General features: G+C 62.8%; 16 protein-coding genes. 12 read left to right on the forward strand and 4 right to left on the reverse strand.

Features of this window, described 5'->3' with window-relative positions; genetic code table 11:
- Positions 1-5 precede the first annotated feature (5 nt).
- The 3 genes from KGJ62_08965 to murQ all read left to right on the forward strand — a co-directional run bounded on the left by KGJ62_08965 (position 6) and on the right by murQ (position 2,827).
- Positions 6-611: a riboflavin synthase gene (locus tag KGJ62_08965; protein ID MDE2126707.1), complete on the forward strand. Its 606-nt coding sequence runs from the start codon at positions 6-8 to the stop codon at positions 609-611.
- A 109-nt stretch (positions 612-720) separates the two neighbouring features.
- Positions 721-1,914: a hypothetical protein gene (locus KGJ62_08970; protein MDE2126708.1), complete on the forward strand. Its 1,194-nt coding sequence runs from the start codon at positions 721-723 to the stop codon at positions 1,912-1,914.
- Positions 1,907-2,827, forward strand: a complete 921-nt coding sequence (murQ, locus tag KGJ62_08975; protein MDE2126709.1) for an N-acetylmuramic acid 6-phosphate etherase — start codon at positions 1,907-1,909, stop codon at positions 2,825-2,827. Before KGJ62_08970 ends, murQ begins: the two co-directional genes overlap by 8 nt.
- A gap of 5 nt (positions 2,828-2,832) precedes the next feature.
- Here murQ and KGJ62_08980 read toward each other — a convergent pair whose 3' ends face one another.
- A complete protein-coding gene (locus KGJ62_08980) occupies positions 2,833-3,861 on the reverse strand; it encodes a peptidylprolyl isomerase (protein MDE2126710.1) in 1,029 nt (342 codons plus the stop codon).
- A 104-nt stretch (positions 3,862-3,965) separates the two neighbouring features.
- Between KGJ62_08980 and tmk the strand changes: the two genes are divergently transcribed.
- From tmk to KGJ62_09010, 6 genes are read left to right on the forward strand one after another with little or no spacing between them, the layout of a single operon-like run.
- Positions 3,966-4,679 (forward strand): dTMP kinase, encoded by a 714-nt coding sequence (gene tmk, locus KGJ62_08985; GenBank protein MDE2126711.1) that lies wholly within the window; start codon positions 3,966-3,968, stop codon positions 4,677-4,679.
- 32 nt (positions 4,680-4,711) lie between these two features.
- Positions 4,712-5,365: a thymidylate kinase gene (locus tag KGJ62_08990; GenBank protein MDE2126712.1), complete on the forward strand. Its 654-nt coding sequence runs from the start codon at positions 4,712-4,714 to the stop codon at positions 5,363-5,365.
- Between the two features lie 7 nt (positions 5,366-5,372).
- The gene (locus KGJ62_08995) at positions 5,373-6,350 is read left to right on the forward strand and encodes a CHAD domain-containing protein (protein MDE2126713.1); all 978 of its coding nucleotides are present in this window, start codon (positions 5,373-5,375) and stop codon (positions 6,348-6,350) included.
- Positions 6,340-6,891: a hypothetical protein gene (locus KGJ62_09000; protein MDE2126714.1), complete on the forward strand. Its 552-nt coding sequence runs from the start codon at positions 6,340-6,342 to the stop codon at positions 6,889-6,891. Before KGJ62_08995 ends, KGJ62_09000 begins: the two co-directional genes overlap by 11 nt.
- 30 nt (positions 6,892-6,921) lie before the next feature.
- A complete protein-coding gene (locus tag KGJ62_09005) occupies positions 6,922-8,535 on the forward strand; it encodes a Ppx/GppA family phosphatase (GenBank protein ID MDE2126715.1) in 1,614 nt (537 codons plus the stop codon).
- Between the two features lie 33 nt (positions 8,536-8,568).
- On the forward strand, positions 8,569-8,919 hold the full coding sequence (locus tag KGJ62_09010) for a hypothetical protein (protein ID MDE2126716.1): 351 nt from the start codon (positions 8,569-8,571) through the stop codon (positions 8,917-8,919).
- 23 nt (positions 8,920-8,942) lie between these two features.
- On the opposite strand, the gene recO is transcribed toward KGJ62_09010, so the two are convergent.
- From recO to KGJ62_09025, 3 genes are all read right to left on the reverse strand, one after another.
- Entirely contained in the window at positions 8,943-9,719 is a 777-nt protein-coding gene (gene recO, locus KGJ62_09015; GenBank protein MDE2126717.1) for a DNA repair protein RecO, read from the reverse strand.
- A gap of 57 nt (positions 9,720-9,776) precedes the next feature.
- The gene (locus tag KGJ62_09020) at positions 9,777-9,980 is read right to left on the reverse strand and encodes a hypothetical protein (GenBank protein ID MDE2126718.1); all 204 of its coding nucleotides are present in this window, start codon (positions 9,978-9,980) and stop codon (positions 9,777-9,779) included.
- Between the two features lie 65 nt (positions 9,981-10,045).
- Positions 10,046-11,221 (reverse strand): hypothetical protein, encoded by a 1,176-nt coding sequence (locus tag KGJ62_09025; GenBank protein ID MDE2126719.1) that lies wholly within the window; start codon positions 11,219-11,221, stop codon positions 10,046-10,048.
- A gap of 175 nt (positions 11,222-11,396) precedes the next feature.
- Here KGJ62_09025 and KGJ62_09030 point away from each other — a divergent pair, with 175 nt between their 5' ends.
- From KGJ62_09030 to KGJ62_09040, 3 genes are read left to right on the forward strand one after another with little or no spacing between them, the layout of a single operon-like run.
- On the forward strand, positions 11,397-11,642 hold the full coding sequence (locus KGJ62_09030) for a helix-turn-helix domain-containing protein (GenBank protein ID MDE2126720.1): 246 nt from the start codon (positions 11,397-11,399) through the stop codon (positions 11,640-11,642).
- Positions 11,643-12,503 carry an ABC transporter permease gene (locus KGJ62_09035; protein MDE2126721.1) on the forward strand — a complete coding sequence of 287 codons (861 nt, stop codon included), beginning with the start codon at positions 11,643-11,645 and terminating at the stop codon, positions 12,501-12,503. It begins immediately after the preceding gene.
- A complete protein-coding gene (locus tag KGJ62_09040; GenBank protein ID MDE2126722.1) occupies positions 12,504-13,280 on the forward strand; it encodes an ABC transporter ATP-binding protein in 777 nt (258 codons plus the stop codon).
- The last annotated feature ends 543 nt before the right edge of the window (positions 13,281-13,823 follow it).

Below are 13,823 nucleotides of genomic sequence, written 5' to 3' on the forward strand. Positions count from 1 at the left end.
AAACCATGTTCACCGGCATTGTTGAGGAGTGCGGCACGTTTGTATCGCGCGACATGCCCGGTGACAGCGGCGGCTTGACCATCGGCGCCTCGGCCCAGCTTGCAAGCGCCGCTATCGGAGAAAGCATCGCGGTCAACGGCTGCTGCCTTACCGTGGTGCGTTCCGGCCCAAACTGGCTGGAGTTTGACGTTATGGCGCAAACCCTGTCGCTCACCAACCTTGGCGATCTGGCTCCCGGCGCGGCGGTAAATCTTGAGCGGGCCGCGATGCTGGGCGATCGGCTTGGTGGTCACCTGCTGCAGGGCCACGTGGATGGTGTCGGCATCATCGTATCGCGCAGTGAAAAGGGAAATGCACTGGTTGTTCAGGTCGCGTTGCCCGCGCCGCTTCCGAGGTACGTTGTGGAACATGGCTCAATCGCTATAAATGGGGTAAGCTTAACGGTGGCAGCCGTGGACGAAACCGCGGTGTCGATCTGGCTCATTCCGCATACGCGAGAGGTTACCAATCTGGGGCAATGCCGGGTTGGCGACCGCGTGAACATTGAATGCGATGTGATCGCGCGGTATGTGGAGCGCCTGATGCGGTTTGATGGTGGCGCGGTGAAGTAGGGGCGGCTTTTTTACCGGCTGCTCGTTTCGCGACCCCAAAGCGATCGTCGCTCGATTGTTGCAGCGGCGGAAATGTGCGATTCCTCCTATTAAACCGTGAGAGGTGAGGATGCGCACGCCACGCCTATTTCGCGCGGCCGGGCTTACCGCCCTGGTCGTGCTCTGTGCACCGGCTCAATCCCAGGTGGTTACGCACGCAGTTTCCGCCGGCACAGGTCAGTCGGCATTCGAGGCGCGCTGGGGCAGCCACGCTGCGCTGTCCATCCGTAGCAACCATCGCAGCCGGCTGATCGTCGGACTGTCGCAGCACGTGTTTCACATCCGGATCGACCCCGACACCGGCGCGCCGCTTATGCCACGCAACGCCCGGGCATTCGTCCGGTTGGCAGCGCCCGCTGTTGGCCCTGCACCGGTCTATACGTGGCGGATACTGCTGACGTGGTCGACCGCCGGCGTCTCAACCGCCTCCAGCCTTGCGCAGCGCACCTTTCAGAGCGCGAGTCCCTTTCGACTTCCTTTCGGGAGCGAGATTCGCGGCGGTACGCTCACGGTCTACGCCAGTACGCAACATGGCGGCGAAACCTGTTGGGGAGAAGCGAGGGCGAAGGTCGTGGCGGATAACCCGGACCAGGACCAGGTGCTCAAGGCATATCCCGCCTCACGGCTCGGACTTATCGCTTCCAAGATTGGCGAAGCAGAAAGCGGCCTGCATCAGTTTACGCCGGCCGGTCTCCCGCTGGTGTCTGCCACATTCGACGTTGGACTCATGCAGTTGAATGCTCCCACGGGCGGCCTGTCATCTCCGGACCAGGTGTGGGACTGGCGCGCAAACGTTGCCCGCGGCATCAGGATACTGGAGGCAAAGCGGAGCTACACGCAGCTGGCGTCACGTCACGCACCACCGGGATTCCGGTCGGTTCGCCCCGATGCCTCGTCCGAATACTGGCTCAGCATGGTCCGCACCATGTGCGGCCGCGCTCCGGCTGTTGCCGATAGCGTGCCCACGCTCTCCAGCGAACCCGGCTCGGGAATGCTGCCCGGAGAGCCGGATCCGGATCACCTTGATATCAGCCAGGTAGAACGTGAAGAGATCCGGCGGTACAACGGTGGTGACGAATACCGGCTGGAACGGGTTGCCGTTGGCTCGGAAAGTTCGTGGCAGTGGGTGATTGATCCCACGCGAGGCGGCATTGCGCCCGGCCGCGGAGACCCGCACTACGTGGACCATGTGCTTCTGGCACGAAGCGGCTTCCGCTTGATCGCCGGACGCAATATAGCGGCTCGGCGCGGCAGCCATGCCTGACGAGCCGGAGAACTCCACGCCGCTTTCCGCGCTGGAAACCGAATCGCGCAACCGTCGCACGGCCGCGCTGGATGCACTGGAACTTCCAATGCTGGTGCAGGCGCTTCACGCCGAGAACCATCGGGTGGCAGATGCCGTGGATAGGGCTCTTCCCCAGGTGGCGGCGCTGGTTGCAGCTCTGGAGCCTCGCCTCGGCGCCGGCGGCCGGTTGATCTATGCCGGGGCAGGCACGAGCGGTCGGCTTGGAGTGCTGGATGCTTCCGAGTGTCCACCCACGTTTGGGACGCCGCCGGGAATGGTAGCGGGCATCATCGCCGGTGGCGACAGTGCGCTGCGCAACTCAATCGAGGGCGCGGAAGACATGGAATCGCACGGACGGAGAGATCTACTGGAGCTTGGCGTTTGCTCCAGGGACGCAGTTGTGGGTATTGCCGCAAGCGGCAGGACGCCGTGGGTGGGCGGCGTTCTGAAGACGGCTGGTGGGTTTGGCGCGCTCACTGCGCTCATCTGTAACGTTTCTCACCCCGAACTTGCGCCGCTTGCCCAGATCGTAATCTCCGCGGTGACCGGCCCGGAACCACTTACGGGATCGACGCGCATGCTGGCTGGTACGGCCCAGAAGATGATCCTCAACCTGGTGAGCACGGCCGCGATGGTGCGTCAGGGCAAGGTTTACGAGAACCTGATGGTGGACGTGCGCGCCACCAACGCGAAACTGAGGGACCGGGCTGTACGGATCGTAATGGCAGGCGCTCCGGCCGAGCGGGATGAAGCCGAGGCAGCGATTTCGGCCGCAGGCGGCAGCGCCAAGATCGCCATCGTTATGGTGGCGCTGCAGATCGATGCGGCCGATGCGGCAGCGCGACTCGAAGCTGCCGGCGGGTGGGTACGGCGCGCGCTGGAAGCTCGCTGACCGCTCTACTGGGCCGGGAGCGGCACCACGGAGGTCACGTGCGCCTTCAACCGCAGCCCGGCCACGAATGCGGGCAGGCGGTTCTTGAGCACCTGCTGCCAGCCGATGTTACGGTCATCCAGGGAAACCGTGGCGCCGCGCTTCTCGCACCGAAACACGTAGAAGCCGTTGGCGGCCTGCACAATTCCGGATGTTTGCCCGGGTTTCAGCGCAAACACCACCTTCTCGAGCACGGGATCTCCGGTGCCGCGAAGCCACGGCCCGTTGAGGCCGGCTTCGGAGCGCGTCGTGTCTTCATTATGGTCGCGCGCCACATCGGCCATAGCTCTTCCCTGCGTCACCTCGCTCAGCCATCGTGCGATCCGATCGTGCGCCGCCGCGGTCTGGGCGGCGCGCTCGGCAGGCGTGGATGTAGAAGGTATCGCCGCGAAGAGCAGGCGCACTTCTACCCAGTCGTCCACCGATATCGCGTGGCCGTTATGGGCAGCGATACTCTGCTTCAGCAGCCGCTCGCAGCGGATGCGGTAGGCCATATCCTGCAGAAACAGCGGCATCGGTATGTGGTTGCGCCGAACAAGCTCCACGTCACTGGCGGTAATCCCCTGCTGCTGCCGCACGGTGTTCAGCAGCTCATGCGCGCGCTGCTGCATTTCGGCATGCGTCACCTGAATGTGCGCCAGGGCGGCTGCGTCGGCGACCACGCGTGAGTCAATCATGCCCTTCAGTACGCTCTTCCACTGGCTGCTCGAAGCGAAGAGCGCGCTGTACAGAGCCGCCGATGGTACTACAGCGGCGCTGCCGGGTCGACCGGCCATCCAGCGATCCTGCAAGACCCGGCCCAGCACGTCCAGGGCTTTGGGATCGATCTGCACCCAGTTGCGCGCTACCGCGCGTCGGGTGATGTGAAAGCCGTCCACCGTGGCCAGAACGTCCGACCCGCGAAGGGGCGGTGCGGCGGAGGCGGGCAGCAGGGTGGTGCAGGCAAACAAGGCAACCAGCGGCAGGTACAATGTTGCGCGTGCGTGAATAATCAAGAGGCTCTTACTCGTGTTTGTACGGCCAGGCGCCTCCAGTTTACCCAACGCCGGTTTTCACACGAGAAGCGAACGCTGGACACTGCGCCCAGGGAGATGACGACATCGACGGTGAACTGAAAGCCCACACCTACGCGGGACGCCTGTTTGTGGTGGAGGGCATCGACGGATCCGGTAAATCCACACAGTTGGACTTACTGTACAAGTGGCTTTCGAATCAAGGCTACAGCGTCTTCTTCAGCGAGTGGAACTCGTCGGAACTGGTGAAGGATACGACGCGGCGTGGCAAGCGTAAGCGGATGCTGACGCCAACCACCTTCAGCCTGATCCACGCCACCGATTTTGCTGCGCGCTTCGAGAATCGCATCGTCCCACTGCTGAAGGCGGGCGTGATTGTGCTGGCGGATCGTTACTGCTTTACGGCATTCGCACGAGACGCAGCGCGGGGTGTATCCCCCGGATGGGTCCGGCACGTGTACAGCTTTGCCGTGCAGCCCGATATCGTCTTCTATTTCAAGGTTCAGCTGGAAACCGCGATCAGCCGGATCCGCAGCAGCCGGTTTGAACTGAAATACTACGAGGCGGGTCGCGACTTGCACCTTGCGGACGAGGATGACGAAAGTTTCCGCCTCTTTCAGGAGCGTATCCTGGAGCAGTACGAGGCAATGGCGGCTACCTCGAGGTTCACCTGCATCACCGCCGAGCTGCCGATTGAGGAGCAGCAGCGTCAGATGCGCGAAATCGTTGGCGGCGTGCTGGCTCGTGCTCCCCACCTGCGGCGAACTGCCCTGGCGCCGACCGCCGGCACGCCGCAATGAACGGAGGGCGCACTTACGGAGATGCCGCCGTTATGTGGCAAGGAGAGCGACTGCCCGGCAAGCTGATCGTGCTGGAGGGTACGGACAGCGTCGGACGCTCCACGCAGATCACACGGCTGCGCACGTGGTTGGAGGCCGGTGGTCACGCGGTGGTAGACACCGGTCTCAACCGTTCTTTACTCACACAGCCGGGCCTCGATGCCGCAAAAAAGGGGCATGCGCTTGGCCGCACGACGCTCAGCCTTTTCTACGCGACCGATTTCGCGGACCGGCACGAAAACCAGATACTGCCGGCACTGAAAGCCGGGTTCTACGTGCTGGCGGACCGGTACTTCTACTCCATATGCGCTCGCGATATCGTCCGTGGCGCCGACCCATCATGGACGCGCGGCATCTATGAGTTTGCGCTGGTGCCGGACCTGGTGCTGTACCTGCGCGTGGACCTGGACCACCTGATCGACCGTGTTGTAAGCGGCACGGGATTCAACTACTGGGAATCGGGCCTGGATATCGGTTTGGGCGACAACCTGTACGACAGCTTTTGCGAGTATCAGACGCGACTGATGGCCCAGCTGGATCGTATGGTAGATGAGTACAACTTCCAATCGGTAGACGCCAACCGCCCGCCGGACGAGATACTGGCGGACCTCAAGGGCCGGATAGCGGCTATCACACGTTCCGAATAGGTCGACCATGTCAAATGCGGTGGAGGTCGCGGTTGTTGCGGTGCGACAGCGCCTGTCGCGGCTGCTGCAGCTGGCATCGTTGCCGGATGCGGCCGATTCGGAGGAGTCGGTACACGATCTGAGAGTGGCGTCCCGCCGCGTGCGTGCGGCGCTGCGCGTCTTCTCCTCCGTGCTGCCCCCTGAGGAGTGCAGCCGGATGGATCGGGAGGCGCGACGCGCCACCGGCGCGCTGGCGAAGGCGCGCGACCTGGACGTTATGCTGCTGGCGTTGACGCAGGCGGCGGCCGGGCTCGACGAGCATGACCGTTCGGCATTTGCCGCCACCATCGCCCACCTCGAAGGAGAGCGCGCAAGAATCCAGCCGGACACGCAGGCCGCCGTGTCGCGGATCACTTCCGGAAGGTTGGATGTGGCCATGGAGCGGATGTCGGCAGCAGAGCAGGCGTCTGCGGATCCCGTTGTCCGTGCGATGGTCCCGATCACGCTGGACCGCATGAAAGAGGTTGAGCTGCAGGCCAACCGCGCGCTTCAGCAGGACGCGGTGGCGGAACTGCACCAGCTGCGCATCACGGTGAAGTGGCTCCGCTATACGCTGGAGATGTTGGAGAATCAGGGAGGGAAGTCGGTGGCCGCCGCGCTTGCGGAACTGAAGCAGGTGCAGGATATGCTGGGCAGCGTGCACGATTGCGACGTTTTGCTTCCGGTGCTGTGGCGGCAGATGCGTCGCTCGATGGGTGGCGCGCACCTTCCGCCGGCCGCAAGCCTTTTGCGCGTCGATTTCGATGGCACGTCGGCCATCGCGCGTGTTTGCGCGCATATTCAGCAAAAGCGCAATGGCTTGAGCGAGTCGTTCCATACGAAGTGGGCAGAGATGCAGGAGCAGCGCTTCTTCCTGCGGCTGGAAGCGCACTTGTGGAGCATGGTGGCGCGCGAGGCTCTCGAACTGAGCCGCCAGCCACTGGAGGAGAATGCCGATGCCATCTGAAGGAGACGATGGCCTGGAGTTGATACCGGGCATCGGGGTGATCCGGGTCCGGGTGCTCCGAAAGGCCGGCTATGGCACTTTGCGGGCATTGCGCGGCGTCACGCCGGAGCAACTCGCTGCTATTGCGGGCATTACCGAGATAAAGGCACACCAGATCGCAGCATTCGTTGCAGCATGGTCAAATGCCAGCCGGGCGCCGGCGCCGCGACCGGCAGCACAGCGTTCGATACAAACGTTCGATTGGCATATTGCTCTGGAGCGCCTTGGTGGCGCCGCAGACGCGGCCCTCCGCGCCCCGGATGCTGCAAGGTTTCGCCCGGCGCTCGCGCGGCAGATTGCGCGCATCAGTCTGCTCTGCAGCCAACCGCACGAAACCTCGCCGGCAGATGGCTGGGCTGCCGAAGTTGAGCGTCTGGAACGAATGCTGCATCGCCTGGATGGAGCCGTGCCCGACAAGAAGGGTCAGAACGCTCTTGCAGACCGACTTCGCGATACCCGCCGGCGCCTGAGCCACATGTTGGAAACAGGCGCCGATGCCTGATTTGATTCTGCACGCGCAACGGATGGCCGAGTGACCCCTCCCGCCAAGGCAAAGGCGCCCCTGCGGGTACTTGCGGCGCTTGATGTAGGTACAAACGCCATTCGCCTTGAGGTGGCCAGAGTCACCGGCAACATCGCCACGCCAACGCTCAGCTATCAGCGTGAAATGGTGCGCATGGGAGACCAGGAGTTTGGCCACGGCCGGCTGACGCCGGCAGCCCTGGAGCGTGGGGCGCTGGTGTGCGCCCGGTTCGCCGATGTCGCACGGGGATTCGGAGCCGATGAGATTATTGCGCTCGCAACATCGGCCGTGCGTGAAGCTGCCAACCGCGACGAGTTCATCGAGCGTGTCCGGCAGGAGGCCCACCTGGATGTGCGCGTAATCTCCGGACCCGAGGAGGCTCGACTCTGCTACCTGGGTGTGGTGAGCGCTGCCGACCTTGGAACCGAGACAGCACTGTTTGGTGACGTCGGCGGCGGCAGCACCGAGATTATTGTGGGTGATGCAGTCCGCTACCATGAGCTTGAGAGCGTCCGTACCGGATCCATCCGGCTGACCAATGCGTGGGTTCGCGGGTCCAAAGGACCCGTCTCGCGAGAGACGTTCAATCAAATGAAGGGCGAGGCGCGGGCGCTGGTGGCGCCGGTCGTCCGCAAGATGCGCGAACACCACCCTTTCTCGCGGTTCTACTGCAGCGGCGGCAGCGCGACGAACCTGGCCCAGGTGACCGCGCGCCGGCGCGGCGATCCGCCTGCCAGCATTAACAACTATACGGCGAGTTATGGCGACCTGCGTGACGCGTCGGAGATGCTCTGTCGATTGAACCTGAGCGAACGGCGCGAAGCACCGGGTCTGGAACCGGATCGAGCCGACCTGATTTTGGGCGGCGCGGCCATTCTTCTGACGCTGCTGGAGGAGGCCCAAACGAACGCGCTTACGGTGAGCACGCGTGGTCTGCGACACGGTATCCTGGTCGACCGCCTGCTCCGCGAGCAGGGCGATACCGATGGCGCTTCAGCGCCTCCGCTGCGCGTGGAGAGCATTTTGCGACTGTGCCGCGCGTGTCAGTTTGACGAACCGCACGCACGGCACATCTCGTTTCTGGCCGAGCGCCTGTTCGATGATCTTTGCCGCCTGGGCTATCACCAATATGGCGAGCGGGAGCGTGAACTGCTTCACTATGCCTCGCTGACGCACGATATCGGCTGCTTCCTGTCGCACTCCAACCATCAGCGGCACGCGTGGTACCTGGTCCGAAACTCCGACCTGCTGGGCTTTACGGATAGCGAAATAGCGTTAATTGCCAATGTCTCACTCTACCATCGGAGGGCGATGCCAAAGCGCAGCCATCCGGGCATGCAGGGTCTGGACGGCGATGAAGTCCGACAGGTGAAAGTTCTGAGCGCTATTTTACGGATCGCCGAAGCGCTGGACCGCAGCCATCTGGCGTTGATTTCGCAATTGCGGCTCACACCATCGCGGAACCCCGACACTCTGACGGTAACGGCTGTAACACATGAGAGCTGCGAGCTTGAGAAATGGAGTTTCGCATCGAGCAAGGATCTGTTTGAGCGCGTGTTCCACACGGCTCTGGCGCTGCGCTTTGAGGCGCCTGCCGGTGTTGCGGAGCCGGTCAGACCTTAGACTGGTGTGAGTTGGCCCGGAGGAGACTGTTTATTGGCTTCATGGGAAATGACTTACGACAGCGACGAGGATTTGCTGCTCGTAACGTTCGAGTCGTTTGACGACACACTGGCGCGCACCATTGCTCTCAACGACAACATCACACTCTACACCGATGCATTTATGAACGCCGGCTGGGGACTGGAGATATACGGATACGCGGCGCTGCTGCAGGTGAATGAGACCTACCTGGATGGCCTGCGCCCGCTCTCAGAAGCCGATGCGCGGCGCGTTTTGCGTGTGCTGGATACCGGCTGTCTCACCGCGTTTCTGCGCGTTACCGATCCTGGCGAGCTGTTGGCGGTGCTGCGCGCGCCACACGTTACGGAACTTTTAGCCATGTAGCCGCGCGCGGCCGCATTGTGGGCCTAAACACCCTCAGCGCCCGCCCGCTCCATCGCACGTACGGAGTCAAGGAACTCCAGGCTGCGCACTTTTCGCTCACAGTGCGCCATTACGAACGCGCGGCACAGGGCTGCAACCTCCTTGCGGACGCCGCCGGCTGGAACGCTCCGACCGGAGTGCGCGATCCCGGCATGCAGCAGCCAGCGATGCGCTCCTTCACCGAGCCGGAAGCTGTCGGGCGCATCGTCCGCGTGCTGGCCGCACAAGATGCCGCCCAGTTCCGCGCTGAACCCGCCGCACCCAAGCCGAACCGGATTGCGGCAAACCACGCAGCCATCCAGCGCGGGCTGGTATCCAATCGCACTGAGCAGCTGCAGCTCAAATGCGAACAGAATGCCGTCGCTCCAGGCAGGGTCGTCCTGAAGCTGCAGCAAGGCTTGTTCCAGGAGCGCGTACACCGCTCTGCTGGCGCCTGCGTCGCGCTCCGCCGTGAGCGATCCTACCAGGTCGCACAAATAGCCGGCCCGCGTAACGGTGGCGAGGCCCATGCGCAGTGCCGGGAACGAGTTCAGGACTTCGCATTGAGTCACGACGTCCATGGATCGGCCGGCTGCCAACTGCATCCTGCTGATGGTGAACGGTTCCGAGGCGCCGGCAAGCCGCGCTCCGGGCCGGCGGCTGCCTTTGGCCACCACGGGCAGTTGCCCGCGGTCCGGCGTATAGATCGCCATGGCGCGGTCCGATTCTCCCAGATCACGCCGGCGCAATACGATGGCCGTAACCGTGTAGGTTCGCGTCACAACGACGCCGGCCGCCCGGGCGGTAGCAATTGCCGTGGAACTCCGGCCTGCGGGCCGTCAGGCAGCGTGGTGAAGATCGTGCTCCCCAATGGGTTCGTCTTCCGCATCCTCCCACCGTTTCTTGAGGAATGCACGGCCGGTAGTCCCATCGGCCATGCATACCGATATAAGCTCCCAGCCTCGCTCACCCTCGTGGTTCAGCTTCGACTCGCTCATATGCATCTCGCGCAGCACCAGAACCTTGTAACGCCATCGTTGCATGGATGTATCTCCCTGCAGAGGAGCTACAGGCGGCTGCGGCATCACGTGGGGCAGGCCGTCTGCAGCTACTTCTCGAAGCCGCGCCGGTACTGCACGAATCGGCGCTGCAAGTCCTTCAGAGCAAAACGCATGGCATCGCGCGCCACGCCGGTATTGGAACTCCAGCTTCCGCGGTCGGTGGAATTCGCCGCCATCTCCGCCGTTCCAAAGCCGCGCCAGACGATGGCTCCATCGCCTACCCTCAACAGCGCCCCGGCGGCTTCGGCACGGGCCTCTCGAACGGTCACCACCTTGCCGGTCGTTCGCAGAATGCGGCGCGACGTCGCATCGTCCAGCTCGATATCGGTGGTGCGAGCTATTAATACGTAGTTTACACCGATTCGATGGGCAACCTGCAAGACGGTGCGAAGCGCGGGGCGCGCGCTCTCGAGACTGGAAGTCGCGGCGAAGGTTCGCGCGGATGGCGCAGGTCGAATCACGTCGCTCGGGGCGATCGGGGCAAAGTCGGGAGTAAACCACGATGTCACATCGTGCGGAAGGCCCGTGACCGCACCGGGGCGGAGTATTCGGCCGGCTTTTGAGAACACCAGCATGTCGGCCTGTGTCGGCGCCTCCACGGGCCACAGCGCCACGCGCGCATCGGGCGCCGCGAACGGGTCCGAATCTCCTGTACGCAGCGTGTGCGCGGCAAGCATGGCGGCACGGTGCGCGGCGGCCTTGATGAGGTCCAGCTCCCGGACTGCCGGGCCGCCACGCCCCAGATGGTTCGACCAGCCGGTCAGAGGCAGTGTGAACGTTTCGGCCCGCGGGCCGGTGACCTGGAGATGCCCGCGGAGAGTCAGAAGCGCTCCACCGTTCGACTTGACGGTGATCGGCGTTTGCAGGGCGACGCGAATGCTCTCCGAGTTGGAGCGGTTGGTCACTTGCCGCCGACGTGACTGAAGGCGCCGTGAGAGGTCGCGCGTCACATACCATGCCGCCAGGCTTCGCACCTCGCCGGCTGTCAGCGGCTTGGGTATCTTCGGCTTGTCGAACACTCCGCCGGATGGATTGGTGCGCTCGGAGATCTCTGCAATGCGCCGCTCCAGGTCGGCCGGGAGCGCCCGCACCACAACGAGCCACGAGCGTTCAAGCCCTTGGTCGGCCTTCTCGATTGCGGGGGCATTCCGGGGCTGCGCCTGCCCGGCCTCAAGAGCAGTAAGCGCCGCAAGGATGCCGGATCTCAGAAGCGCTCGGCTCAAAACCACGGTTGCCGACTCCCACTGATCGTGAAAAGATGCCGTTGACAGTTTCTGCTGTGCTTTTGTATACTACCCTCGCCGTCGGGCTGCGCTTTTCGCGGCCCGATTTTTCTTCCCTTGAGGCCGACGGCAGAGTCGCCGCACTCGATTTGATGTGCCCGTGAGAGGTTACCGGATGAACGTTGACGCGCAGGACCTGCTGACTGTGGAACAGGCGGCAAAGTTTCTCCAGATGAGCCAATCGAGTATCCGATCGTACATCCGTTCCGGCCAATTGGAGGCGTACCGCGTGGCAGGGAAGCGGAAGGTACTTATTGCACGAGAAGCGCTCATGGCACTGCTAAAGCCTGTCGTTCCCAAAGCGCCAACAGGCGAGGCGCCCGAACCGTCTTCGCGCTCCCGTACGGATGGCGAGCGCTGAATGCGCGAAAACCTCTCGGAGCTGTGGCGCTTCCGCGGGCTCTTGCGGCAGTTGATCGCGCGCGATCTGAAGGTTCGCTACAAGAACTCCATCTTCGGCTTCCTCTGGTCCATCGTTCCGCCGCTGCTGCAGGTGGTGGTCTACAGTTTTCTGGTTCGGATACTGCTCCACATCCACGCGCCAAACTATTCGGCATACCTGCTGTGCGGGCTGATTCCGTGGACGTTCTTTTCTGTTGCGGTGCTGGATGCCAGCCAGTCGCTCCTCATCTTCTTTCCGGTGATCAAAAAGGTATATCTGCCGCGCGAGATCATTCCCCTTGCCATCGTGGTGAGCAACTTCGTCCACTTTATGCTCGGCTGGGCTGTGTTTTTCGGCGCCTTCTACGTGTTTGCGCCGCTGCTCGGGATCCACATTCCCGTGCAGACGGGGTTACTCTGGTTCCCTGTCATCACTCTGATCCAGTTCATTCTGGTGCTCGGCGTGGGGTTATGGGTTGCCGCGCTGAACGTATTCTATGAGGATGTGAAGTTCATCCTTCAGACCCTGTTCGGCCTGCTGCTGTTTGTATTTCCCGTCATGTTCGTAACCGAAAGCGTCTACTACTCCAGGCTCAACGCGGCACATCCCTGGATGTTCAAGCTCTATATGCTCAACCCGATAGCCTCCATTATCGACGCCTACCGCAAGACGCTGCTGCAGCCGGTGCCGCGTGGCTCATTCAACATGAAACCCAGCAACATGCCGCTGCCCCTTAACTGGCCGGAGTTCTGGGGTTCGGCGCTCATTTCGGTATTGATACTTGTGGCGAGTTACGCGTACTTCAACAGCCGCAAGTGGAAGTTCGTGGAGCGTCCCTAGTTGGCCGATTCCGCCAACGACGCCATAGTTGTGGACCACCTGGTCAAGCGCTTCGAAATCCGCCATCGCGGGTCTCTGAAACTGGCGATTCTGGGCGTGATCCGCAAGCAGCGCGTAGAGCGGCTTACCGCACTGAACGACGTATCGTTCACGGTGCCGCACGGGCAGACGGTTGCCGTAATCGGGCGCAATGGCTCCGGCAAGTCCACGCTGCTGGGCATTCTCGCCCGTGTGTACAAGCCCACCTCGGGGGTGGCTCGGCTCACCGGGCGCGATGGTGGTATCGCTCGTGTTGCGCCCCTGTTGGAACTCGGCGCCGGATTCCACCCGGACCTCACGGGTCTGGAAAACATCGACTTCTACGGGGCCGTGCTTGGCATGACGCCGCGCGATATCCGTGACCAGCTTGATGCGATCGTTGCGTTCGCGGAACTGCCCGAAAAGGTGGATACCAAGCTGCGCGGGTGGAACGAAGGCGCGAAGCTGCGGTTGGGCTTTGCGATTGCGGTACACACCCGGCCCGACATCCTGCTGGTGGACGAGGTGCTTGCCGTGGGCGATGAGCCGTTTCAGAACAAGTGCTACGGCAGGATACGTGAAATGCAGGCCACAGGCACCACCATCTTGTTCGTGTCGCACGACCTCGCAGTGGTCTCTCGTGTGGCAGAACGGACGATCTGGCTGAGCAAGGGCGTGATCGAGCGAGACGGCCCAACGGCTACCGTCGTTCAGGATTATCGTGATGATGCCGCGCGCAGCGGAGTGTGGCTGGCGTAACAGGTGTGCGGCGTCGTGGTTTGGCGGCGGTGGCACGTGTGGCGACAAACTACACCTCTCCGCCATAGGACCAATGGGACGTATGCGACGTATAGGTGCAGCTGGCCGCCCCTTTTTGTTGGTTGCAGCCGGCGGGTGGGCTTCCGTGACCTATATGTCCGATTCTCGGGAGGGTTAGGCGCCGCTGTTACGTGTGTCGACAAACTACACCTCTCCGCCATGGGACCAATGGGACGTATGCGACGTATAGGTGCAGCGAGGTTGGCTGGTGTTGGTTACAGGCGGCGGACGAGGCCGATGGCCATCCGTGACTGGGATTGGCCCCATATGTCGTATATGTGGTATATGTCCTATTCTCCGGTCGGTTAGCCGCCGCTGTCACGTGTGGCGCGCTAACCTACACGGCTCCGCCATGGGACCAATGGGACGTATGCGACATATAGGTGCAGCTAGTGGCGCTTTTTGTTGGTTGCAGGCGGCGGATGCGGCCGGCGGGCTTCCGCGACCTATATGCCCTCTTCTCCGGAGGGTTAGGCGCCGCTG

It is taken from the genome of Armatimonadota bacterium (assembly GCA_028871815.1).
In the GTDB taxonomy this organism is placed as follows: domain Bacteria; phylum Armatimonadota; class Chthonomonadetes; order Chthonomonadales; family Chthonomonadaceae; genus REEB205.

Bases quoted from the DNA above. Each gene is read 5' to 3' on its own strand.
- KGJ62_08965 (MDE2126707.1), top strand. From the start codon at position 6: ATGTTCACCGGCATTGTTGAGGAGTGCGGCACGTTTGTATCGCGCGAC.
- KGJ62_08970 (MDE2126708.1), top strand. From the start codon at position 721: ATGCGCACGCCACGCCTATTTCGCGCGGCCGGGCTTACCGCCCTGGTC.
- murQ (MDE2126709.1), top strand. From the start codon at position 1,907: ATGCCTGACGAGCCGGAGAACTCCACGCCGCTTTCCGCGCTGGAAACC.
- KGJ62_08990 (MDE2126712.1), top strand. From the start codon at position 4,712: ATGTGGCAAGGAGAGCGACTGCCCGGCAAGCTGATCGTGCTGGAGGGT.
- KGJ62_08995 (MDE2126713.1), top strand. From the start codon at position 5,373: ATGTCAAATGCGGTGGAGGTCGCGGTTGTTGCGGTGCGACAGCGCCTG.
- KGJ62_09000 (MDE2126714.1), top strand. From the start codon at position 6,340: ATGCCATCTGAAGGAGACGATGGCCTGGAGTTGATACCGGGCATCGGG.
- KGJ62_09020 (MDE2126718.1), bottom strand. From the start codon at position 9,980: ATGCAACGATGGCGTTACAAGGTTCTGGTGCTGCGCGAGATGCATATG.
- KGJ62_09030 (MDE2126720.1), top strand. From the start codon at position 11,397: ATGAACGTTGACGCGCAGGACCTGCTGACTGTGGAACAGGCGGCAAAG.
- KGJ62_09035 (MDE2126721.1), top strand. From the start codon at position 11,643: ATGCGCGAAAACCTCTCGGAGCTGTGGCGCTTCCGCGGGCTCTTGCGG.